This window comes from Streptomyces sp. RG80 (assembly GCF_040446465.1).
Lineage (GTDB): Bacteria > Actinomycetota > Actinomycetes > Streptomycetales > Streptomycetaceae > Streptomyces.
In genome coordinates this window covers 19246-41205 of the sequence record NZ_JBEAAJ010000007.1, presented here as the reverse complement: position 1 = coordinate 41205, position 21960 = coordinate 19246, and the positions used below count along the sequence as shown (strand labels likewise).

At 70.5% G+C, this 21960-nt stretch carries 18 protein-coding genes; 7 read left to right on the top strand and 11 right to left on the bottom strand.

All coding sequences use genetic code 11. The features are described 5' to 3' along the window. Positions 1-111: 111 nt before the first annotated feature. The 3 genes from ABKA17_RS23990 to ABKA17_RS23980 form a co-directional block, all read right to left on the bottom strand. Positions 112-966: an ABC transporter permease gene (locus ABKA17_RS23990; protein ID WP_353694270.1), complete on the bottom strand. Its 855-nt coding sequence runs from the start codon at positions 964-966 to the stop codon at positions 112-114. Next, positions 963-3662: a CocE/NonD family hydrolase gene (locus ABKA17_RS23985; RefSeq protein ID WP_353694269.1), complete on the bottom strand. Its 2700-nt coding sequence runs from the start codon at positions 3660-3662 to the stop codon at positions 963-965. The genes ABKA17_RS23990 and ABKA17_RS23985 overlap by 4 nt, the downstream gene beginning before the upstream one ends. A 197-nt stretch (positions 3663-3859) precedes the next feature. Then, entirely contained in the window at positions 3860-5251 is a 1392-nt protein-coding gene (locus ABKA17_RS23980) for an APC family permease (RefSeq protein WP_353694268.1), read from the bottom strand. Between the two features lie 287 nt (positions 5252-5538). Here ABKA17_RS23980 and ABKA17_RS23975 point away from each other — a divergent pair, with 287 nt between their 5' ends. Then, positions 5539-6369 (top strand): SCO4651 family lipoprotein, encoded by an 831-nt coding sequence (locus tag ABKA17_RS23975; RefSeq protein WP_353694267.1) that lies wholly within the window; start codon positions 5539-5541, stop codon positions 6367-6369. 55 nt (positions 6370-6424) lie between these two features. On the opposite strand, the gene mmsA is transcribed toward ABKA17_RS23975, so the two are convergent. The 5 genes from mmsA to iolC are packed head-to-tail and all read right to left on the bottom strand — an operon-like array spanning position 6425 to position 12476. Beyond that, complete coding sequence (mmsA, locus tag ABKA17_RS23970) at positions 6425-7927, bottom strand: CoA-acylating methylmalonate-semialdehyde dehydrogenase (protein ID WP_353694266.1); 1503 nt, start codon at positions 7925-7927, stop codon at positions 6425-6427. Positions 7928-7941: 14 nt separating this feature from the next. Next, the gene (gene iolD / locus ABKA17_RS23965) at positions 7942-9819 is read right to left on the bottom strand and encodes a 3D-(3,5/4)-trihydroxycyclohexane-1,2-dione acylhydrolase (decyclizing) (protein WP_353694265.1); all 1878 of its coding nucleotides are present in this window, start codon (positions 9817-9819) and stop codon (positions 7942-7944) included. Continuing rightward, positions 9816-10634 carry a 5-deoxy-glucuronate isomerase gene (gene iolB, locus ABKA17_RS23960; RefSeq protein ID WP_353694264.1) on the bottom strand — a complete coding sequence of 273 codons (819 nt, stop codon included), beginning with the start codon at positions 10632-10634 and terminating at the stop codon, positions 9816-9818. Before iolB ends, iolD begins: the two co-directional genes overlap by 4 nt. A 10-nt stretch (positions 10635-10644) precedes the next feature. Then, entirely contained in the window at positions 10645-11529 is an 885-nt protein-coding gene (locus tag ABKA17_RS23955; RefSeq protein ID WP_353694263.1) for a Cgl0159 family (beta/alpha)8-fold protein, read from the bottom strand. Then, on the bottom strand, positions 11526-12476 hold the full coding sequence (iolC, locus tag ABKA17_RS23950) for a 5-dehydro-2-deoxygluconokinase (RefSeq protein ID WP_353694262.1): 951 nt from the start codon (positions 12474-12476) through the stop codon (positions 11526-11528). Before iolC ends, ABKA17_RS23955 begins: the two co-directional genes overlap by 4 nt. Before the next feature lie 126 nt (positions 12477-12602). Between iolC and ABKA17_RS23945 the strand changes: the two genes are divergently transcribed. From ABKA17_RS23945 to ABKA17_RS23930, 4 genes are all read left to right on the top strand, one after another. Next, positions 12603-13520: a sugar phosphate isomerase/epimerase family protein gene (locus ABKA17_RS23945; RefSeq protein ID WP_353694261.1), complete on the top strand. Its 918-nt coding sequence runs from the start codon at positions 12603-12605 to the stop codon at positions 13518-13520. 225 nt (positions 13521-13745) lie between these two features. Further along, positions 13746-14585: a helix-turn-helix domain-containing protein gene (locus ABKA17_RS23940; protein ID WP_502994361.1), complete on the top strand. Its 840-nt coding sequence runs from the start codon at positions 13746-13748 to the stop codon at positions 14583-14585. 668 nt (positions 14586-15253) lie between these two features. Beyond that, the gene (locus tag ABKA17_RS23935; protein WP_020116516.1) at positions 15254-15454 is read left to right on the top strand and encodes a helix-turn-helix transcriptional regulator; all 201 of its coding nucleotides are present in this window, start codon (positions 15254-15256) and stop codon (positions 15452-15454) included. Positions 15455-15519: 65 nt separating this feature from the next. Beyond that, complete coding sequence (locus tag ABKA17_RS23930; protein WP_353694259.1) at positions 15520-16086, top strand: GNAT family N-acetyltransferase; 567 nt, start codon at positions 15520-15522, stop codon at positions 16084-16086. Here ABKA17_RS23930 and ABKA17_RS23925 read toward each other — a convergent pair. Next, positions 16067-17110, bottom strand: a complete 1044-nt coding sequence (locus ABKA17_RS23925; protein WP_353694258.1) for a zinc-dependent alcohol dehydrogenase family protein — start codon at positions 17108-17110, stop codon at positions 16067-16069. The genes ABKA17_RS23930 and ABKA17_RS23925 overlap by 20 nt on opposite strands. Further along, positions 17070-19406 (bottom strand): MMPL family transporter, encoded by a 2337-nt coding sequence (locus ABKA17_RS23920; RefSeq protein ID WP_353694257.1) that lies wholly within the window; start codon positions 19404-19406, stop codon positions 17070-17072. The genes ABKA17_RS23925 and ABKA17_RS23920 overlap by 41 nt, the downstream gene beginning before the upstream one ends. Positions 19407-19536: 130 nt before the next feature. Between ABKA17_RS23920 and ABKA17_RS23915 the strand changes: the two genes are divergently transcribed. Further along, complete coding sequence (locus ABKA17_RS23915; RefSeq protein ID WP_353694256.1) at positions 19537-20265, top strand: TetR/AcrR family transcriptional regulator; 729 nt, start codon at positions 19537-19539, stop codon at positions 20263-20265. 18 nt (positions 20266-20283) lie between these two features. Here ABKA17_RS23915 and ABKA17_RS23910 read toward each other — a convergent pair whose 3' ends face one another. Beyond that, the gene (locus ABKA17_RS23910; RefSeq protein WP_353694255.1) at positions 20284-21498 is read right to left on the bottom strand and encodes a cation:proton antiporter; all 1215 of its coding nucleotides are present in this window, start codon (positions 21496-21498) and stop codon (positions 20284-20286) included. 171 nt (positions 21499-21669) lie between these two features. Between ABKA17_RS23910 and ABKA17_RS23905 the strand changes: the two genes are divergently transcribed. Next, entirely contained in the window at positions 21670-21909 is a 240-nt protein-coding gene (locus ABKA17_RS23905; protein WP_353694254.1) for a heavy-metal-associated domain-containing protein, read from the top strand. Positions 21910-21960: the final 51 nt, after the last annotated feature.

Sequence of the window (21960 nt, the reverse complement as noted above, 5' to 3'; positions counted from 1 at the left end):
GTGACTGTGACGGGCCGGGGGGCCGGAACGTGCGCTACGGAGCGTTGCGGAAGCGTCTCGATGAGGCTACGGAGCAGGGCCGTCGAGACCGGTAGGTGATCTTCCGTTGACCTAGGAGACCACGTCCTTGCGGGCGAAACCGCGGAAGGCCAGCGCGAACAGGACGAGGGCGTATGTTATCGAGACCGCGGTGCCCTGGATCATGCCGGACCACTCGGGAGTGGGCTGGACGGCGTCCGCCCACGCGAACTGCCAGTGCGCGGGCAGGAAGTCGCGCCAGTCGCCGAGGGCGGTCACGGCGTCCAGGACGTTGCCCACGATGGTCAGGCCGACCGCGCCGCCGACCGCGCCGAGCGGGGCGTCGGTCTTGGTCGAGAGCCAGAACGCGAGCCCGGCGGTGACCAGTTGGGACACGAAGATGAACGCCACGACCACCACGAGCCGTTGCGCCGCCGTGCCCGGGGCGAGCGAGCCGCCGGTGGGGAGCTCCAGCGAGCCCCAGCCGTAGGCGGCCGTGCCGACGGCGAGCGCGACGACCGGGAGCAGGATCATCGCGGCCAGGCTGAGACCGAGGCCCACGACGAGCTTGGACCACAGCAGCCGGGCCCGGGGCACCGGTGCGGCCAGGAGATAGCGCAGGGAGGACCAGCCGGCCTCCGAGGCGACCGTGTCCCCGCAGAACAGGGCGACCGGGATGACCAGCAGGAAGCCCGCCGAGACGAACAGGTTCACCGCGGCGAAGTTGGCGCCGGACGCGGTCGCCGTGTCCATCAGGGAGACCGTGTTGTTGCGGCCGCCCGGCTCGCCGCCGATGGCGAAGGCGATGAGCAGGACGAACGGCAGGGCGGCGAGGATCGCGCCCATGACCATCGTGCGGCGGCGCTTGAGCTGGCGGACCAGTTCGACGCGGAGGGGCAGAGTACGGCCGGCCTGATAGCCGGAGGCCGTCTCGGTCAGCGTGCTCATGCGGAACCTCCGATCAGGGTGAGGAAGGCGTCCTCCAGGCGGCGGTGCGGGGTGAGGGAGGCGACCGGTACCTCCAGGCGGACCAGGTCCACGAGTAGGGCTGCGGCGTTTGTGCGTTCGGCTGCGGGCTCGTCGTGGCTGGTCGCGCAGTTCCCCGCGCCCCTGGGCGGCGTCACCGCCAGGCGTACCAGGAGGCCGGCCTCTGTTCTTGTGGCCGAAGCGATCTGGGGTAGGGCGGCCACCTTCTCCAGGAGGGGGTCCGTGATGTCCGCCGCCAGGCCGATCATCACGGTGTCGCCTGCGCCGATGATCTCGGACACCGGGCCCGCCTGGACCAGTTGGCCGCGGTCCATCACCACCAGGTGGGTGCAGGTCTGTTCGACCTCCGACAGCAGATGGCTGGAGACGATGACCGTGCGGCCGGCCGCCGCGTACCGGATCATGACCTCGCGCATCTCACGGATCTGTGGCGGGTCCAGGCCGTTGGTCGGTTCGTCGAGGATGAGCAGGTCCGGCAGGCCGAGCATGGCCTGGGCTATGGCCAGGCGCTGGCGCATGCCCTGGGAGTAGGTGCGGACCGCGCGGGCCAGCGCGTCGCCGAGGCCGGCGATCTCCAGCGCCTCGTTCAGATGGGCGTCCTCGGCCGGGCGGCCGGTCGCCTGCCAGTACAGCTCCAGGTTCTCGCGGCCGGAGAGGTGCGGCAGGAAGCCCGCGCCCTCGACGAACGAGCCGACCCGGGACAGGACCGGGGCGCCGGGGCGGATCGCGTGGCCGAAGACCCGGATCTCACCGCCGTCCGGCTTGATCAGGCCCATCAGCATGCGAAGGCTGGTCGTCTTGCCGGCGCCGTTGGGACCGAGGAGGCCCAGCACCTGGCCCTTCTCGACGCGGAAGGAGAGGTCGCGGACGCTGTAGCGGTCGCCGCCCGCGTACTTCTTGCTCAGGTCGGTGATCTGGAGCGGGACTTCGGCCAGCTCCGGGTCCGGGGCGGGCATGGCCGTGCGGCGGCGGCCCGTCAGGAGCAGGAACAGCGCGAGGACGGCGCCCGCGAGGGGCAGCCACCAGACCCAGGAGGGCAGCGGGGCGGCGGCGGAGGAGACGCCGGGGGCCGTCGGGACCTCGAGGTCGCCCTTCAGGGAGACGGTGTACGTCGCAGGGGCGGCCGGGGAGGCGTAGCCGAGGTCCGTGGAGGCGAGGACCAGGCGGAGGCGGTGGCCCTGCTCGATCTTGTGATCGATCGCCGGGAGGGTGACCGTCACGTCCTTGCCGGACCTGGCGTCCGTCACGCGCAGGGGCGACACCAGCTGGGAGGGCAGCACCTGCTGGGTGCCGCCCGGGCCGACGTCGTAGACCTTGGCGAACAGGACGGCGTCGTCGGTCGTGGACTTCACATGGACGGTGGCCGTCGGAGCGCCGGTGATACGGAGGTCGTCGGTGACGGGCTTCGAGTCGAACCGGGCGTACTGGCCCGGGAAGTCGAGGGAGACGCCGACGCCGAGCGAGGAGAGCTGGGAGAGGCCGGAGCCGCCGAGGCCGGGCAGGGCGGAGACGGCGGGCGGGTTGGCGCCGGCCGGGTTGGCGAAGCTCTGCTCGCGGCCGGTCAGGGCGACGGACTTCCGGCCGCTCTCCAGGCCGGGGTAGGTGTCGTCGCTGGCGCCCCGCAACTGCGCGGCGCCGTCGGTGGAGTCGACGCCTCCGGTGCGGGTGACGCGGAAGGCCGGGCCGGTGTCGGTGGTCTTCTCGTCCTTGAGGTAGCGGTCGAACCAGGACTCCACGCGGGACTGGACGCGGCTCGTCTCCATGTCGCCGCCGTCATGGCCGCCCGCGATCCAGTCGACGTCGACCGGGGCGCCGTTGGCCTTGATCGCCTTCGCGGCGGCGTCGGCCTGGTTCAGGGGGAAGAGGGAGTCGGTCTGGCCCTGGATCAGGAGGGTCGGGACCTTGATCCGGTCGCCGACCGCGGCGGGCGAGCGCTCCTGGAGCATCTTCTCCGCGGCGGCGTCCGGGGCGCCGGACTCGGCGACGCGCTGGTACATCTCGCAGATCGCCGGTTCGAACTTGTCGCAGCCGCCCGCGGTGTTGACGAAGATGCCGGCCCAGAGCTTCTTGAAGACGCCGTTCGGGAAGAGGGCGTCGGAGAGGTTCCAGTAGGTGATCGCCGGGGCGATGGCGTCCACGCGGGCGTCGTGACCGGCGGTCAGGAGGGCGATCGCGCCGCCGTAGGAGCCGCCTGCCATGCCTACGCGCGGGTCGCCCTTCTTGTCGAGCTGGACCGTCGGCTGCTCGGCGAGCCAGTCGATCAGCTTCTCGACGTCGGCCACCTCGGCCTTCGGGTCGTTGAGGCCGACCTTGCCCGTCGACTTGCCGAAGCCTCGGGCGGACCAGGTGAGGACCGCGTAGCCGTCCCGGGCGAGGGCCTCGGCCTGGTCGCGTACGTCGTCCTTGCTGCCGCCGAAGCCGTGGCCCAGGAGGACGGCGGGGTGCCTGCCGGCGGCTCGGGGGGTGAAGTACGAGGTGTCTATGCGCACCCCGTCGAGCGACATGACCCGGTCGGTCTGGTGCACCGGGGGCGCGTCGTCGTCGGCGACGGCCGTCCATGTACCGGCGCCGGCGATCACGACGACGGAGGCCGCGGCGGCGATCCACCGTCGCGGCCTCCGGAGGCGTCCTCGCAGTCCGGGGGGTCGAAGATCCATGCGTTCAACGGTACGGGGTGAAACTGTCGGATCGTTATCGACCGGGGGCTGAGCCGCGGACCTCCCGTGGGGGTACGTCGGCGAGTTCGTGTACCGCGTTCGTTGTACGGCTAAGAGCTCGGCTGCATCTGTGATTTGCCGGGTGCGGGTCCGTTGTGGCTGGTCGCGCAGTTCCCCGCGCCCCTAAAGGGGCGCGCTCAGTCCTCCGTTGGGATCGAGACCAGCCACCTCGTGTCCCGCCGCGGGCGGAGGTACGTCGCCCAGTACAGGGTTGCCGCTGTTGTGATGCCGCCTGTCCAGAGCAGGTACGCCGTCTCCTGCTGGCTCAGGATGTATGCCAGGACCGCTATGAGGAGGATCGGCATCGCCGGCCACAGGGGCATGCGCCAGGCCGGGGTGTGGCGGTGGGGGCCCTTGCGGGAGAGGAGGGCGGCCACCGCGACCAGGAGGTACATGGCGGTCACCGAGACGCCCGTGATGCCGTACAGGGTGTCCAGGTTGACGAAGCAGAGGAGGGCGCCCGGGACGCCTACCGCGAGGGTCGCCACCCAGGGGGAGCCGAAGCGGCCGAGTTTGGCGAAGACGTTGTTGATCGGGGTGGGCCAGGCCTTGTCGCGGGCCGAGGCGAAGAGGACTCGGGAGTTCTGGATGACCATGACGATGCCGGCGTTGATGATCGCGAGGGCCACGCAGAGGCTGACGAAGGTGCCTACGGCGGAGTTGGACCAGGTCGTGACCATCGTGCCGATGTCGCCGCCGGTGAGGGTGGAGAGGTCCTGGGCGCCCAGGGTGATCGCGATCACCGGGACCAGGATGATCACGGAGGAGATCGCCAGGGTGGCGAGGACCGTGCGGGCGACGTTGCGGCGCGGGTTCTCCAACTCCTCGGAGAGATAGACCGCGGTGGAGAAGCCCTGAGTGACGAAGAGGGCGATCGCCAGGCCGGACACGATCAGCATCGCCGTCACCGTGTCCGGGTGGCCGTCCGCGCCGGCCACCTGGAGGGAGACGAGGCTGCCCGCGCCCCGCTCGCTGTGCGCGAAGCCCAGTACCGCGACCACGGCCGCCGCCACGACCTCCAGGACCAGGAAGACACCGGTGATCCAGGCGTTGGCGCGCAGGTCGAGCAGACCGGCGAGGGTGGCCAGGAGCATGACGCCGGCGCCGGCCATGGAGGGGTCGAGGTGGACCACCGGCGCCAGGTAGTCCGCCGTGCCCATCGCGATCACCGGCGGGACGATCATCACGACCAGGAGCGACAGGACGAAGACCAGCCAGCCCGCCAACCGGCCGGCCAGCGTCGAGACCATCGCGTACTCGCCGCCCGCGCTGGGGATGAGGGTGCCCAGCTCGGAGTAGCAGAACGCCACGGCGATACAGAGGAGGGAGCCGATGGCGATCGTCAGGACGGTCGCGGTGCCGAGCGAGCCGAACAGGTCCGGGACGACCACGAAGAGCGTGGACGCGGGGGTCACACAGGAGAGTGTGAGGAGGGTGCCGCCGACGACTCCGATGGAGCGCTTGAGCTTCTGGGGACTGTCGGGCGCCTCGGGGAGGGCGGCCTCGACAGGGCGGAGCGTGTCGGTCATCCGGCGGTTCCGATCGACTCGTGCGGCAGGGGGCGTCGCGCAGTGGGTTTCGGCATGGAACCCCGACGAAAACCATTGCGTCAATGGTCGTTTACCTACGGAATCAGTAGATCGACAGCTCCTTGACATCTGTATACGGCACTCCGGCCCGTCTCTTTCCCGTCTTTGGGACATACGGGAACCGCAGCGTGGGCGACGAAAAAATCCCGTCGCGGGAGTGTCAGTGGGGCCCGCTAAAGTCATTTCTCACAGAACTCACATACGAATCACAGCTATGGGTGGGGATCATGCAGCTGAAGCACACCGCTGCCTGGGTGGGGTTCACGGCGGCGGCGCTGGTGGCGACGACGGCGTGCGGCGCGGACTCCGTGAAGCAGGCGGCCGAGGCGGTCGACAAGACCGACACGATCATGGCGGCGCTCAGCCGGGCCACGGATCGGACCGAGGAGGTCGGGTCGGCCGAGGTGAAGATGTCGACCGACATCGGCACCGGCGCGCCGGTCAGCATGGACGGCACGTACTCGTGGGGCGACGGGTTCGCCTTCGACGTGGAGATGGACACCAAGGCCGCGCAGATGCAGACGCTGACGGACGACCCGTCGATCCGCATGCTGTTCGTGGACGGTGCCTACTACTACGACGTGGACGCGCAGCGCTCCGGCCCGCTTCAGGGCAAGGAGTGGATGAAGATCGACGCCTCCGCTGTCTTCGGCAAGTCCGGCGCCCAGGCGTTCAGCGGCAGCAACGGCAGCCCGTCGGCGTCCATGAAGGGCCTCAAGTACGCCAAGGACGTCGAGAACCTCGGCAAGGAGACCGTCAACGGCAAGAGCACGACCCACTACCGGGCCGTGATCGGCAAGGACCAGATGGGCAAGTTCGCCGAGGCCTACGGCGACAAGGACAGCCTCATGGGCTCGGCCACCGGCGGCGTGACCTCGATCGCCATGGAGGTCTGGGTCGGCGCCGACGACCTGCCGGTCCGGCTGAAGCAGGAGATGGGGGCCATGAAGGTCACCATGGACTTCGAGAAGTTCGGCAAGACGGCCGAGGTGAAGGCCCCGCCGGCCTCCCAGACCGCCGACATGACCGAGGCGGTCAAGGACAGCCAGGGTCAGTGAGACACGACCGGGCCCGGACACCTCGGTGGAGGTGTCCGGGCCCGTGAGTCACCGCTCAGTGGTTGCGCGGGAAGCCCAGGTCCACGCCCGTCGGGCCGTCGGCCGGGTCGGGCCAGCGGGTCGTGACGACCTTGCCCCGGGTGTAGAAGTGGGTGCCGTCGTTGCCGTAGATGTGGTGGTCGCCGAAGAGCGAGTCCTTCCAGCCACCGAAGCTGTGGTAGCCGACGGGGACCGGGATCGGGACGTTGACGCCGACCATGCCGGCCTCGACCTCCAGCTGGAAGCGGCGGGCGGCGCCGCCGTCCCGGGTGAAGATCGCGGTGCCGTTGCCGAACGGCGAGGCGTTGATGAGGGCGATGCCCTCGTCGTAGGTGTCGACGCGCAGCACGGTCAGGACCGGGCCGAAGATCTCGTCCTGGTAGGCCTTCGCCGTGGTCGGGACCTTGTCGAGGAGCGAGATGCCGATCCAGTGGCCGTCCTCGAAGCCCTCGACCGTGAAGCCGGAGCCGTCCAGGACGACCTCGCAGCCCTCGGCCTCGGCGCCGGTGACGTAGGACGCCACCTTGTCGCGGTGGACCTTGGTGATGAGCGGGCCCATCTCCGAGGTCGGGTCGTTGCCGGGGCCGATCTTGATCTTCTCGGCGCGCTCGCGGATCTTCTCCACGAGCTCGTCGCCGATGGAGCCGACGGCGACGACGGCCGAGATGGCCATGCAGCGCTCGCCCGCCGAGCCGTAGGCCGCCGACACGGCCGCGTCCGCTGCCGCGTCGAGGTCGGCGTCCGGGAGGACCAGCATGTGGTTCTTGGCGCCGCCGAGCGCCTGGACGCGCTTGCCGTTCGCGGAGGCGGTGGTGTGGATGTAGCGGGCGATCGGGGTCGAGCCGACGAACGACACCGCCTTGACGTCGGGGTGCTCCAGGAGGCGGTCGACGGCCACCTTGTCGCCGTGGACGACGTTGAAGACACCGTCGGGCAGACCGGCCTCGGCCAGCAGCTCGGCGATCTTCAGGGAGGCCGACGGGTCCTTCTCGGACGGCTTCAGCACGAAGGTGTTGCCGGTCGCGATGGCGATCGGGAACATCCACATCGGGACCATCGCCGGGAAGTTGAACGGCGTGATGCCGGCGACGACACCCAGCGGCTGGCGGATGGAGGCGACGTCCACGCGGCTGGCGACCTCGGTGGAGAGCTCGCCCTTCAGCTGCACGGTGATCCCGCACGCCAGGTCGACGATCTCCAGGCCGCGTGCGACCTCGCCCAGCGCGTCGCTGTGCACCTTGCCGTGCTCGGCGGTGATCAGCTCGGCGATCGCGTCCCGGTTGGCTTCGAGCAGCGCCCGGAACTTGAACAGGATCGTGGTCCGCTTGGCCAGGGACGAGGTGCCCCAGGTCTGGAACGCGTCCTTGGCGGCGGCGACCGCGGAGTCGACCTCGTCGACCGAGGCGAACGCGACCTTGGTGGTGACGGCGCCCGTGGCCGGGTCGGTGACCGGCCCGTAGTTGCCCGACGCGCCTTCGACGGTCTTGCCGCCGATCCAGTGGTTGACGATCTTCGTCATGCCCAGATACTCCTTCACAGATGGCGGCGTCGGGTTGAGACGTGCCGGTCGTACAGCTCTCGGGCCTTCACCGCGGACGGTCGGGTCGCGGTCTCGGCCACAGGTACATCCCACCAGGCTTGCGCCGGAGGCGCGCCCGACACTGTGTCTGCCGTTTCGGTCTCGACGTAGACACATGTGGGAGTGTCCGCCGCGCGTGCCTGAGCGAGGGCCTCGCGCAGGTCACCCACGGTCTTCGCGCGCAGCACGCGCATCCCCAGACTGGCCGCGTTGGCGGCCAGATCCACCGGGAGCGGGGCCCCGGTGTAGGTACCGTCGTCCGACTGGTAGCGGTACGCGGTACCGAACCGCTCACCGCCCACCGACTCGGACAGTCCGCCGATCGACGCGTACCCGTGGTTCTGGATGAGCAGCATCTTGATCGCGACGCCCTCCTGCACGGCGGTCACTATCTCGGTCGGCATCATCAGATACGTGCCGTCGCCGACCAGCGCCCAGACGTTGCGCTCGGGGTCGGCCATCTTGACGCCGATCGCGGCCGGGATCTCGTAGCCCATGCAGGAGTAGCCGTACTCCAGGTGGTACTGGTCCCGGGAGCGGGCCCGCCACAGCTTGTGGAGGTCGCCGGGGAGCGAGCCGGCCGCGTTGATGATCACGTCCGACTCGTCGACGAGCGCGTCCAGCGCGCCCAGGACCTGCGGCTGCGTGGGGCGTACGTCGGGCTCGTCGGCCTCGTAGCAGGCGTCGACGCGGTGCTCCCAGCGGTCCTTGTCCTCGCGGTACTCGGCGAGATACGGGTCGGGGACCCGGTGCCCGTGCAGCCGGAGGGCCTCGGTCAGCTCCTGGAGGCCGCTGCGGGCGTCCGCTATCAGCGGGCTGCCGGCGAGCTTGTGGCCGTCGAAGGGCGCGATGTTGAGGTTGAGGAAGCGGACGCCGTCGCCCGTGAACAGGGTGTGCGAGGCGGTGGTGAAGTCGGTGTAGCGGGTGCCGACACCGATCACCAGGTCGGCCTGGCGGGCCAGTTCGTTGGCGGTGGCGGTACCGGTGTGGCCGACGCCGCCGACGTCCTGCGGGTGGTCCCAGCGCAGGGAGCCCTTGCCGGCCTGGGTGGACGCGACGGGGATGCCGGTGGCCTCCGCGAACTCGGCGAGGGCCTCCTCGGCGCGGCTGTGGTGGACACCGCCGCCGGCGATGACGAGCGGGCGCCCGGCCGACCTGATCGCCCGTACGGCTTCGGCGAGTTCGGTGGGGTCGGCGCCCGGCCGACGTACGGCCCAGGTGCGCTCGGCGAAGAACTCCTCGGGCCAGTCGTAGGCCTCGGCCTGGACGTCCTGCGGGAGGGCGAGGGTGACCGCGCCCGTCTCCACGGGGTCGGTCAGGACCCGCATCGCCTGGAGGGCCGCCGGAATCAGGGCCTCGGGGCGCGTCACCCGATCGAAGTACCTCGACACCGGGCGCAGACAGTCGTTGACGCTGATGTCTCCGGCGTAGGGGACTTCGAGCTGCTGGAGGACGGGGTCGGCGACGCGGGTGGCGAAGGTGTCGCCGGGGAGGAGCAGGACCGGGAGGTGGTTGATCGTGGCGAGTGCGGCGCCGGTGACCAGGTTGGTCGCGCCGGGGCCGATCGACGTCGTCACGGCGTGCGTGGACAGGCGGCCCGACTGTCGGGCGTACCCGACGGCCGCGTGCACCATCGACTGCTCGTTGCGGCCCTGGTGGAACGGCATGTCGTCGCCGTACTCGACGAGGGCCTGGCCGAGTCCTGCGACGTTGCCGTGGCCGAAGATGCCCCAGGTGGCGCCGATCAGCCGCTGTCGTACGCCGTCGCGCTCCGTGTACTGGGCGGCGAGGAAGCGGACCAGCGCTTGCGCGACGGTCAGGCGGGTGGTCATCGGTAACCCTCCGTGTGGTCCGGGTGGAAGCAGATCCGCCACTCCCGTGTCTCACCCGGGCCCGCCATGACGTTCAGGTAGTACATGTCGTGGTCGGGCTGGGCGATGGAGGGGCCGTGCCATCCGTCGGGGACGAGGACGGCGTCGCCGGAGCGGACCTCCGTGAGGACGTCCGAACCGCCCTCACGGGAAGGGGATACGCGCTGATAGCCGAAACCGTTCGGGCCGTCGATCTCGAAGTAGTAGATCTCCTCCAGCTCCGCCTCTTCGCCGGGCCGGTGCTCGTCGTGCTTGTGGGGCGGGTACGAGGACCAGTTGCCGCCGGGGGTGATGACCTCGACGGCGATGAGCTTGTCGCAGTCGAAGGCGTCGGCGGAGGCGAAGTTGCGGACGTGGCGCAGCCGGTTGCCGCTGCCACGCTCCTCGGTGGGGACCTCCGGCGCGGGGCCGTAGCGGGCGGGGAGTCGTCGCTCGCACTTCGCTCCTGCCAGGGCGAAGCGGCCTCCCGCGCCGGAGGCGATCGATGCCTGGGCGTCCCGGGGAACGTACGCGAAGTCGGAGACCGACGCGAACACGCTTTCCCTGCCCAGGAGTTGGAACTCGTTTTCTTCTGTTCGGACGGTACATCCGCCTTCCAGCGGAAGGACGATCCACTCGCTGTCGCCGGTGGTGAAGGTGTGCGTGCCACCCGGCTCCAGCGTGACGATGCGGAGACTGCAATAGGTCCAGCCGGCCCGCTTGGGGTCGATGTCCACTGTGTACTGGGCGTTGCTGGAGGCGCCCTTGGGAACGTACAGACCGGTGTCGTTCGTCATGCGGCGGCCCTCACAGCAGTCCTACGGCGGTGTCCACGGCGGCGGCCACGTCACCGTCCGCCGGGTAGAGCAGCGAACGGCCGACCACGAGGCCCTGGACGGTGGGGAGTTGGAGCGCGCCGCGCCACTTCTCGTACGCGCCGTCCTGGTCGTCGCCGACCTCGCCGCCGAGCAGTACGGCGGGCAGCGTGGAGGTGGCCATGACCTCGGCCATGTCGTCGGGGTTCTCGGTGACGGGGACCTTCAGCCAGGTGTAGGCCGAACTGCCGCCCAGACCCGAGGCGATGGCGATGGACCTGGTGACGGCCTCGGCGGAGAGGTCGTTGCGCACCTTGCCCTCGTCGGTGCGGCCGCTGATGAACGGCTCGACGAAGACGGGGAGTCGGCGCGCGGCCATGTCGTCGATCGCGCGGGCGGTGGACTCCATGGTGGTCAGGGAGCCCGGGTCGTCGTAGTCGATCCGCAGGAGCAGCTTGCCGGCGTCGAAGCCGAGGCGCTGTATGTCCTCGGCGCGGTGGCCGGTGAAGCGGTCGTCGAGCTCGAAGCTGGCGCCCTGGAGGCCTCCGCGGTTCATGGAGCCCATGACGACCTTGCCGTCGAGGGCGCCGAGCAGGAGCAGGTCGTCGAGGATGTCGGCGGTGGCGAGGACGCCGTCGACGCCGGGGCGGCTGAGGGCCAGGACGAGGCGTTCCAGCAGCTCGGCGCGGTTGGCCATGGCGAACTTGCGGTCGCCGACGCCGAGGGCGCCGCGGGCAGGGTGGTCGGCGGCGACGATCATGAGCCGGCCGCTGTCGTTCAGCAGGGGCCGACGGACACGCCGGGCGGCGGCCTCGGCGATCGCCTCGGGGTGGCGGGTACGGAGGCGGACGAGTTCCGCGATGTCGACGTTCGTCACTTGACGGCCCCCGCCGCGATCGCGGCCTCGATCTCATCGGTCGTCGGCATCGCCGAGCTGCACTCCAGTCGGGAGGCGACGATGGCGCCGGCCGCGTTGGCGTGCCGCATGATCTTCTCCAGGTCCCAGCCTTCGAGGAGGCCGTGGCAGAGCGAGCCGCCGAAGGCGTCGCCGGCGCCGAGGCCGTTGAGGACGGTGACGGGGAGCGGCGGGACCTCGGCCTCGTTGCCCTTGCTGTCGACGGCGAGGACACCCTTGGGGCCCTGCTTGACGATCGCGACCTCGACACCCGCGTCCAGCAGCGCCTGGGCCGCCGCGCGGGGCTCGCGTACGCCGGTGGCGACCTCCACCTCGTCGAGGTTGCCGACCGCCACGGTGGTGTGGCGCAGGGCCTCCTCGTAGAAGGGGCGGGCCGTCGCGGGGTCCTTCCAGAACATGGGGCGCCAGTCGAGGTCGAAGACCGTCGTACCGGACTTGGCCCGGTGGGCGAGGGCCGCGAGGGTCGCCGTACGGCTGGGCTCCTCGCTCAGGCCGGTGCCGGTGACCCAGAAGATGCGGGCGTCTCGGATGGCGTCGAGGTCGAGCTCGTGGGCGTCGATCTCCAGGTCGGGGGCCTTGGGCTCCCGGTAGAAGTACAGCGGGAAGTCGTCCGGCGGGAAGATCTCGCAGAAGACGACCGGGGTGGGCAGGCCGGCGACCGGGGTGACCCAGCGGTCGTCGACGCCGAAGTCCTTCAGCGCCTGGTGGAGGTAGGTGCCGAAGGGGTCGTCGCCGGTGCGGGTGATCACCGCGGTACGGCGTCCCAGCCGGGCGGCGGCGACCGCGACATTCGTGGCCGAGCCGCCGAGGAACTTGCCGAAGGTCTCCACCTGCGGCAGCGGGACGCCCGTCTGCAGCGGATAGATGTCTACTCCGATCCGCCCCATGGTGATCAGGTCGTACGCCATCGAGTTCCCTTCGTATCGACTCTCCCCCGGATTTCTAGCCCCGGAGGCCGAGCCCTGTCAATGTTTTGTCCAGACATTCGGACCAGACCTTGACAGCGCTTACTACTCACACGGAAGCTGACCGGCATGACGTCGTTGTCACCTCAGCCCTCACTGTCGCGCATCCGGATCGGGTCGGCTCCCGACTCCTGGGGTGTGTGGTTCCCCGACGACCCTCAGCAGGTCCCCTGGCAGCGCTTCCTCGACGAGGTCGCCGACTCCGGTTACGAATGGATCGAGCTGGGTCCGTACGGGTATCTGCCGACCGATCCCGCGGTGCTCACCGAGGAGGTGAACCGGCGGGGCCTGAAGGTGTCCGCCGGCACGGTCTTCACGGGCCTGCACCACGGCGAGGCCGTGTGGGAGAAGACCTGGGCGCATGTCGCGGACAACGCGGTGCTGGCGCAGGCGATGGGCGCCAGGCATCTCGTGGTGATCCCGTCCTTCTGGCGGGACGACAAGACCGGCGAGGTGCTGGAGTCCGACACCCTGACGCCCGAGCAGTGGCGCAACCTCACCTCGCTGACCGAGCGGCTCGGGCAGCGGGTGCGGGAGGAGTACGGGCTCCAGATCGTCGTGCATCCGCACGCCGACACCCACATCGACAGTGAGTCGAATGTCGTCCGGTTCCTGGACGGGACCGACTCCTCGCTCGTGTCGCTGTGCCTGGACACCGGGCACTACGCGTACGCCGGTGGGGACAGCGTCAAGCTGATCGAGACGTACGGGTCGCGGATCGGGTATCTGCACCTCAAGCAGGTGGACCCCGAGATCCTCGCCGATGTGCGGGCCAAGGGGACGCCGTTCGGGCCGGCCGTGGCGCAGGGTGTGATGTGCGAGCCGCCTTCGGGTGTGCCGGCGCTCGGGCCTGTGCTGGAGGCTGCGCAGAAGCTGGATGTGGATCTGTTCGCGATCGTGGAGCAGGACATGTATCCCTGCGAGCCTGACAAGCCGTTGCCCATCGCTCAGCGGACTCGGGCGTTCTTGAGGTCTTGCGGGGCGTAGTGGGCGCCTAGTGGGGTGCCGGGTGCTGTGCGTGGGCGGGTGCGAGTGATTCGTGGCTTGTCGCGCCCACGCGGCGGAGCCGCATATTGACACTGTCCCGCGCCCCTAGGGGTGTTGCAGCATGGGGCGATGAGTCGTGCCGTGCATGTCCGGGGCGGGCAAGGAGCCTGGGGGTCCTGGGAAGTTGCCCTTGCTCTGCCTCATCCTCGGCTTCGGCCTGGGGTGATGAGTTATCGCGGGGTCCGGATGGCGCTGGAGCGGCCCCGTCGGCGGCTGGAGGCGCCCATCGGGGCGGTCACCCTGCTGTTGGGGTTCGAGGAGCCCGTACGGATCACCCGCTCCGGTCGGGCTCCCGACACCCTCGTGTCGGTGTTCTGCGGGCCTACGACCACCCCCGCGCTCGGCGAGCACAGTGGGCGTATGTCGGGGATCGAGGTGTTGCTCGCGCCCTGGGCGGCCTTCAGTCTCTTCGGGACGCCTCAGTACGAGCTGGCCAATCGGACCGTCGATCCCGACGAGTTGCCGCATGCCCTGCCCCACCGGGTCGGTGAACTCGCCTCCGCGCTTGCCGCGTTGCCGACGTGGGAGGCGCGGTTCGGGCTGCTGGACGAGGTGTTCGCGCGGTGGTCCGAGGCCGGTACGCCCTGTTCGGTGCGGGTGGTGCGGGCCTGGGCGGAGTTGGTGCGGAGCGGGGGTGCGATGCCGGTGCCGCGGCTCGCCGACGAGGTCGGGTGGAGTGTGCGGCAGCTGGAGAGCCGGTTCCGGGAGCAGATCGGGCTCGGGCCCAAGGCTGCGGCGCGAGTGCTGCGGTTGCAACGGGCTCGGCGGCTGCTGGCGGCAGGGCGGGGGCAGGCCGAGACCGCGGCGGTGTGCGGGTACTACGACCAGGCCCATCTCAGCGGCGAGTTCCGGACGATGACCGGGTGCACGCCGAGGGAGTTCACGCTGGCTCGGCGAGGACCGGGCGGGGTGCCCGGCGGTGACCGGATGACGGGCGAGGCGACGAGTCTGGTGCTCACACCCGGTGGCGGTGCGGATTTTTCCAAGACCGGCGGCGTTGGCTGAATGCAGGCTGTGGGCTCCGGCAACGAGCCGCTCCGACCACGGGGAGGCGGGGGAGCCGGCGGGCCGGCCCTGGCGCAGCGGGTCCGGCCCGCCCTGCGTCCGCCTCCGGCGGTCGGCCGGGGGGTGGGTCGTCAGTGGTCGCGGCCGGCTTGCGGCCATGGCCAACACTCCTGACCTGTACGCCATCTTGTGGATCAACGACCTTTGCAGGGCACTCATCTCCGAGGGCCGCAAGCGGATGTGGGGCTCGGAGCCATGGAGGTCGGGCGGGCTGTCGGCGACGTGCTCGTCGGGTCGCCCGGGACTCCGCTCGGCTTCGACCGGGCCGCCTTGCCGGAGCTGCTCGGGCGGCGTCCACCGGGTCGCGCCGGAGTCCGCGCGGGAGTTGGAGGGGCTCGTCGGTGGGTGGCAGCAAGAGGGTGCCTTGTCAACGCGCCCCGCCCTTGAGCCCGCGTGCGCCTTTGCTGCACTCGCGTCACAAACGCCCCCTTCGTGTCACACATGTCGCGTGTACGCGGGTCTTGCGTCACACGCGGTGCACAGGCCCTGACCTGCGGTCACTCTGCGTCGTTCACGGGGCACAGGCTTTGTGATCGCCAGCGCAGCGCCCGGTACCCCCGACGGCCGTTCCCGGCCGCCGCCGCGGTGCGCGCGGGGAGGTGCAACTCATGACCGACCGACGGCTCTGGTCGTACAAGGAGATCGCGGCGCACATCCGGGTGCAGCCGGACACCGTGCGCTCGTACCGCAAGCACGGGCTGTTGCCGCCGCCCGACCATGTCGAGGGCGGCAAGCCGTTCTGGTACGCGGACACCGTGCGGGCATGGGTCGCCTCACGACCCGGCAACCGGGGGCGCAGAGAGGACTGAGAGCCACCGGGCGGGGCGTCGAAAATCCCGGGCCGGACGGAGGCCGCCTCTGACACAGTCGCTCCATGAGCGACTTCTCCGTCAAACCCGTCCTCACCGGTGAGAAGACCGTGCTGCGCCCCTTCACCGAGGCCGACGCCGAGGTCATGTGGGAGATCATCGGTGACGCGGAGGTCGTCCGCTTCACCGGTGATCCGCCCGCTGAACTCACCCCGGAGCGGGTGCGGGACTGGTACGGCTCCCGCAGCTCCCAGCCCGACCGCCTCGACCTCGCCGTCACCGACCGCGCCACCGGTGAACTCGTCGGCGAGGTCGTGCTCTACGAGTGGGACGCCGACGCCCGTAGCTGTACGTTCCGCACCCTGATCGGCCCTCGGGGACGCGGCCGGGGCGTCGGCACCGAGGCGGTCCGGCTCCTCGTCGGTTACGCCTTCGAGCAACTCGCGCTGCACCGGATCCAGTTGGAGGCCTACGCCTTCAACCACAGGGCCCTGCGGGTGTACGAGAAGGTCGGGTTCGTACGGGAAGGGCTCCGGCGCGAGACCGAGTTCAGGGACGGCGCATGGGTCGACGAGGTCGTCATGGGCCTCCTCGACCGCGACTGGGCCGCCCTCACCGCCATGGCTCGATGACGGTCACCCCCGCCCCGGGTGCCGTCCCCATCGCGGCCAGCGCGGCGGGCGTCGCGGCCAGGTCGATCGAGGACGTCACCAGCAGATCGGGCCGCAGCACACCGGCCCGGACCAGCTCCAGCATCGGCGGGTAGGTGTGCGCGGCCATGCCGTGGCTGCCGAGGAGTTCGAGCTCCAGGGCGATCGCGCGGGCCATCGGGACGGGGGTCGTGCCGGTGGGTGAGGGGAGCAGGCCGACCTGGACGTGCCGGCCTCGGCGGCGCAGCGAGTCGACCGAGGCCGCGCAGGTGACGGGCGACCCGAGGGCGTCCAGCGACAGATGGGCGCCGCCGCCGGTCAGCTCACGGACCGCCGCCGCCGTGTCCCCCGCCTGCGACGCGTCCACGCACTCCGCCGCGCCGAACTTCCGAGCCAGGTCGAGCGCCCCCGGCGACACGTCCACCGCGACCACCCTCGCCCCCGACGCCGCCGCGATCATCACCGCGGACAGGCCCACCCCACCGCAGCCGTGCACCGCGACCCACTCCCCCGCGGCGACCCTCCCCTGCTGCACCACCGCACGGAACGCCGTGGCGAAACGGCAGCCCAGCGCCGCCGCGGTGGCGTAGGAGAGGTCGTCGGGGATCGCCACGAGGTTCACGTCGGCGTGGTCCAGCGCCACGTACTGGGCGAACGAGCCCCAGTGCGTGAAGCCGGGCTGGGTCTGGCGCTCGCAGATCTGGTGGTCGCCGGCGGCGCAGGTCGCGCAGGTGCCGCAGGCGCACACGAAGGGGACCGTCACTCTTTCGCCGGGGCGCCAGGCGGTGACCGCGGTGCCGACTGCTTCTACGACACCGGCGAGTTCGTGGCCGGGTACGTGGGGCAGGGTGATGTCCGGGTCGTGGCCCTGCCAGCCGTGCCAGTCGCTTCGGCAGAGGCCGGTGGCCTCGACGCGTACGACGACGCCGTGGGCGGGCGGCACCGGGTCGGGGACGTCTCGTACCTCAGCGGGTTCGCTGAACCTGTCGAAGATCACCGCTCGCATCTGCCATCCCCTCGCCGTTTCGGTCTGCGGGTACATCGTGGCTGGTCTCGCGCCCGGCTGGGTTCTCGCCTCCCTCGCTCAGACCGAAGCGGTCGTGGAAGCGGCGCAGCCCGGCAGGTGCCCACCATGTCGCCCTCCCGGTCAGCTTCATCACCGCCGGTACCAGCAGGCTCCGTACGATCATCGCGTCCATCAGGACCGCCAGCGCGATGCCGAGGCCCAGCATCTTGGTGTTCGTCACCCTGGACGTGCCGATCGCGACCATCACCACCGCCAGGATCACCGCCGCCGCCGTGATCAGGCCGCCGGTGCGCTGGAGGCCGTGGCGGACCGCCTCCTCGTGGTCGCCGGTGGTGTCGTACTCCTCCTTGATGCGGGAGAGCAGGAAGACGCCGTAGTCCATGGAGAGGCCGAAGGCGACGCAGAACATCAGGACCGGCAGGGTCGTCTCGATCGAGCCGGGGCTGGTGAAGCCGAGCAGGCCGGACAGGTGGCCGTCCTGGAAGACCCAGACCACCGCGCCGAACATGGCCGTCAGGCTGAGCGCGTTGAGCACCACGGCCTGGATCGGTATCAGCACGCTGCCGGTCAGGAGGAAGACCAGGATCAGCGTGACGATCGCTATGAAGGCGGCCGCCCACGGCAGTTGCTCGGCTATCGCGTCCTTGGAGTCGACCAGGACGGCCGCCGTGCCGGTCACCTCGGTGTCGAAGGGGGCCCGCAGTTCGCGAAGTTCGCCGACCAGACGCTGGGCCTCCTCGTCCACCGCCTCGCCCTTCGGCTGCACGGTGAAGTACGCCGCCTCGCCCTTCACCAGGGGGCCGTCGACCCGCAGTACGCCCGGGAGTTCGGTGATCCGTTCCTTGTAGTCGGCGTACTGGGCCTGGGTCGCGCGCCCCTCCGCCAGAACCTCCAGGCCGCCGCCGGGGCTGCCCGGGAAGGTGTCCCTGATGTGCTGCTGCACGACATGCGACTCGGCGGTCGAGGGCAGCTGGCGGTCGTCGGCGGTGCCGAACTTGACGCCCAGGAAGGGGAGTCCGAGGAGGACGAGGACGGCGGTGGTGCCGAGGGCGAAGAAGGGGGCCCTGCGCATGACCAGGGTCGCGGTGCGGGACCAGCCGGTGCCGGGCACCTTCTCCGTGTCCGGCGCCTTCTCCGTCTCTGCCGCCACTCGCGCTTCCGCCGCTTCATCCGTGCCGGGCGCCTCACTCTCGCCGGACGGCCTCCGCCTCCCGCGGAGGAACAGCCGCCGCATGTCCCAGGAGTTGACCCGCTCGCCCAGCAGGACCAGCGCCGCCGGGAGCAGGATCAGGGCGGAGGCCGCGGCCAGGAGGACGACCGCCATGCCGGCGTACGCGAAGGACCGCAGGAAGTACTGCGGGAAGAGCAGCATCGCGGCCAGGGACACCGCGACCGTGAGGGCGGAGAAGAAGACCGTACGGCCCGCCGTGCGCAGGGTGGTGCCGACGGCGGTCGTCGGGTCGGCGCCGCCGGCCAGTTCCTCTCGGAAGCGGCGGACGATGAACAGGGCGTAGTCGATGGCGAGGCCCAGGCCCAGGGCCGTGGTGAGGTTCATCGCGAAGACCGAGACGTCGGTGAACTCGGTCAGCCCGCGCAGCACCGCGTTGGTGCCCAGGATCGCCACGATGCCGATGCCGAGGGGCAGCAGGGCGGCGACCGCGCTGCCGAAGACCATCACGAGCAGGACGAGCGTCACCGGCAGGGCGATCAGCTCGGCCCGGGTGAGGTCCTCCTGGATGATCGTCTGCATCTCGTGCCGCACGGCGACCGGGCCGCCGATGGTCACGTCCACCGGTCCGTGCGCGCCCCGGAAGGAGGGCGCGAGCCGGTCCAGGGTCTCCCCCATCGCCTTCTCGTCGCCCGTGATGCGGGCCGCGATCAGCGCCTCGTGGCCGTCCTTCGCGCGCAGGGCGGGGGCGCCGGTGGCCCAGTAGGAGCCGACGCCCGTGACGTCCTTCTCGCCCGCCAGACGCTCCGTCAGTCGCTCGGCCTCGGCCGCGACCGCGGGGTCGTCCACCGAGGCGCGGCCCGCGTCGACCAGGAGCAGGAGGTTGGGCTGGGAGTCCGGGAACTCGCGCTCCAGCGCCCTGGTGGCGTACGTGGACTCGGCGTCCGGGTCCTCCCAGCCGCCGGCGCCCATACGGTCGGCGACTCCACTGCCGGCCAGCACGGCGAGGGCCGTGAGGACCAGGGCCGCCAGCAGCGACAACCGGGGCCGCGCGGTCACGAACCTCGTCCATCCCCCGACGCGCGGCCGCTCGTTGACTTCGGTCATCGTGCGGTGTCCCCTTCACCATGGAAGCCGTAGAGTGAAAAACACGAGACAGCGCTCGCATTTCTCCAGAACCAGAATGCGAGCGATCTCTCGCGTTTGTCAATCCCGTTCGGAGAGTTGGGGATAACGCGTGTCCGGCCATCAGGAGCAGCGGGACCAGCAGGACTCGCAGGAGAAGGAATCGCAGCAGCGGGAAGCCCGGGAGAAGGAAGCGCAGCCGCGTCGTCGTCAGGCCCGTGGTGAACGCCGTGTCGCCCAGTTGCTGGAAGCCGCCGCCGCCGTCTTCTGCACGACCGGCTACACCGCCGCCAGCACCAACGCGATCGCCCGCGAGGCGGGCGTCTCACCGGGCACGCTCTACCAGTTCTTCCCGAACAAGGAAGCGATCGCGATCGAGCTGGGCGACCGCCTGATGCACGAGATGCGGGACGCGTACGGCGAGGCGCTCGCCCCGATCGACCCGGCGACCCCGCTGGAGGAGGCCGTCGGAGCCGCTGTGGACCGGTTCATCGACTTCAACTGCCGGCACCCGGTGTTCTTCGCGCTGATGCACGGCCCCGACGTCCCGGGCCGGCTCACCGAGAAGCACGACGCCCTGCACGAGACGCTCCTCGGCCGGATCGAGAGCCTGCTCACGTCGTTCCTGCCCGAAGCGCCCCGCGCCGACATCCTGCGCACCGGCCAGATGGTGCTCGGCATCTACATGGCGGGCCTCGACCTGGTCCTCGCCCACGAGGGCGCCGAGCGCGACGCGTTCGTCCAGGAGCTGAAGTACGCCCTGATCCGCTATCTCGACCCGCTCGTCGGCGACCGACTCGGCCGGACCGGGAGCGTCACCGCGACCCCGGCCGCCGACTGACCGGCGAACCCTCAGACCTCACCAGGCCTCGTCCCCCTTCGCCACCGCCTCCGCCCCCACCCGCTCCGCCGCCGCCCGCTCCCCGCGCAACCGCAGTCCCGCCAGCGGGAACAGGAGCACCGACAGCATTCCGGCGCCGACCAGCGCCGCCGCCTCCTCCGTCTTCAGGACCTTGTCCTCGACGCCGATCGTGGTGATGGCGACGACGAGGGGCAGCGCCGTGGAGGCGAAGAGGGTGAGGGCGCGCCGGTCCGGTGGCAGCAGGTCGTGCGGGGCGAGGGCGTACACCGGGAGACCTCGGACCAGTACGAACAGCAGCAGGAAGACCGGCAGGAGCAGCAGCGCGCGGCCGCCGGACAGCAGCGCGTCCAGGTCGAACTCGATGCCGGTGACCACGAAGAACACCGGCACCAGGAAGCCGAACCCCATCGCCTCCACCTTCTCCAGGACGGGCCCGGCACTCTCCGGCGCCGCCCCGTGCAGCACCAGGCGCGTGATCACCCCGGCGGCGAAGGCGCCGAGCAGGGTGTCGAGGCCGAGGGCCTGGGAGATGCCGAGCATCACCATGAGCAGCAGGACGACCAGCCGTACGGCGAACTGGCCGCTGCTGTGCAGGGTTCTCGCGATCACCCGGGAGAACCACGGTGGGCGCGGCCGCATCGCCCACCACACCGCCCCGGCCGTCAGCAGGGCGAAGACGGCGAGCACCACCGTCGACCGCCCCGGCGAACGCCCGCTCAGCAGCAGCGCCATGGCGATGACCGGCCCGAACTCCCCCACCGCGCCGAACGCCATCATCACCGAGCCGAACCGCGAACGCAGATCCCCCGCGTCGCGCAGGACCGGCAGGATCGTGCCGAGGGCGGTGCTGGTCAGGGCCGTGCCGATGTAGACGCCCTTGGACCAGCCGGAGAGCGCCGAGGCCACCCCGAGCCCCACCCCGAGCGAGATCACCCAGGCCCACAACGCGCGCTTCAGGGTGTCCCCGCGGACCTTGTCGAACTCGATCTCGTACCCGGCGAGGAAGATCAGCATCGTCAGTCCGAGGTCGGACAGGGTGTCGACGACCTGTCCGTCGCCCGCCCAGCCCAGCACATCCGGGCCGACCAGGATGCCCAGCACGATCTCGAAGATGACGAGCGGTACGGGAAGCCACCGGCTGATCCCGTACGCCAGCAGGGGCGCCAGCACCGCGATGGACATGATGAGGATGAGCGTCCCGGCCTGCGACATAGGGCGTACTTACCATAGGGTTCGGGCAAATCCGCCCAACTGGTTTCAACTAGCCCCAACTGGCGGGATTTGCCGTTAGCTGGACTGCGGTGCGGCTCCTCTTGGAGAAATACCCCCTAGGGGTATAGGCTGTGGGACACAAGCGTCACACACCTCGATGAGGAGAACGACATGAGCGCCCAGACCGACACCCAGGGCTCCGTCACCACCGTCTACAAGGTGAGCGGGATGAGCTGCGGACACTGTGAGGGCTCCGTGTCCGGCGAGATCTCCGAGATCGCGGGCGTCACCTCGGTGAAGGCCGTCGCGTCGACCGGTGAGGTCACCGTCGTCTCCGAGGCCGCGCTGGAGGAGGAGGCGGTACGCGCCGCCGTGGACGAGGCCGGGTTCGAGCTGGTCGGTACGGTCTGAGAGTGCGCGTCTGACAGTGCCACGATGGTCGTCTCGCGAGTGCGGCGCCGT

Coding starts and splice junctions, on each gene's coding strand:
- ABKA17_RS23990 (WP_353694270.1), bottom strand. CDS start 966: ATGAGCACGCTGACCGAGACGGCCTCCGGCTATCAGGCCGGCCGTACT.
- ABKA17_RS23985 (WP_353694269.1), bottom strand. CDS start 3,662: ATGGATCTTCGACCCCCCGGACTGCGAGGACGCCTCCGGAGGCCGCGA.
- ABKA17_RS23980 (WP_353694268.1), bottom strand. CDS start 5,251: ATGACCGACACGCTCCGCCCTGTCGAGGCCGCCCTCCCCGAGGCGCCC.
- ABKA17_RS23975 (WP_353694267.1), top strand. CDS start 5,539: ATGCAGCTGAAGCACACCGCTGCCTGGGTGGGGTTCACGGCGGCGGCG.
- mmsA (WP_353694266.1), bottom strand. CDS start 7,927: ATGACGAAGATCGTCAACCACTGGATCGGCGGCAAGACCGTCGAAGGC.
- iolD (WP_353694265.1), bottom strand. CDS start 9,819: ATGACCACCCGCCTGACCGTCGCGCAAGCGCTGGTCCGCTTCCTCGCC.
- iolB (WP_353694264.1), bottom strand. CDS start 10,634: ATGACGAACGACACCGGTCTGTACGTTCCCAAGGGCGCCTCCAGCAAC.
- iolC (WP_353694262.1), bottom strand. CDS start 12,476: ATGGCGTACGACCTGATCACCATGGGGCGGATCGGAGTAGACATCTAT.
- ABKA17_RS23945 (WP_353694261.1), top strand. CDS start 12,603: ATGACGTCGTTGTCACCTCAGCCCTCACTGTCGCGCATCCGGATCGGG.
- ABKA17_RS23940 (WP_502994361.1), top strand. CDS start 13,746: ATGAGTTATCGCGGGGTCCGGATGGCGCTGGAGCGGCCCCGTCGGCGG.
- ABKA17_RS23935 (WP_020116516.1), top strand. CDS start 15,254: ATGACCGACCGACGGCTCTGGTCGTACAAGGAGATCGCGGCGCACATC.
- ABKA17_RS23930 (WP_353694259.1), top strand. CDS start 15,520: ATGAGCGACTTCTCCGTCAAACCCGTCCTCACCGGTGAGAAGACCGTG.
- ABKA17_RS23925 (WP_353694258.1), bottom strand. CDS start 17,110: ATGCGAGCGGTGATCTTCGACAGGTTCAGCGAACCCGCTGAGGTACGA.
- ABKA17_RS23920 (WP_353694257.1), bottom strand. CDS start 19,406: ATGACCGAAGTCAACGAGCGGCCGCGCGTCGGGGGATGGACGAGGTTC.
- ABKA17_RS23910 (WP_353694255.1), bottom strand. CDS start 21,498: ATGTCGCAGGCCGGGACGCTCATCCTCATCATGTCCATCGCGGTGCTG.
- ABKA17_RS23905 (WP_353694254.1), top strand. CDS start 21,670: ATGAGCGCCCAGACCGACACCCAGGGCTCCGTCACCACCGTCTACAAG.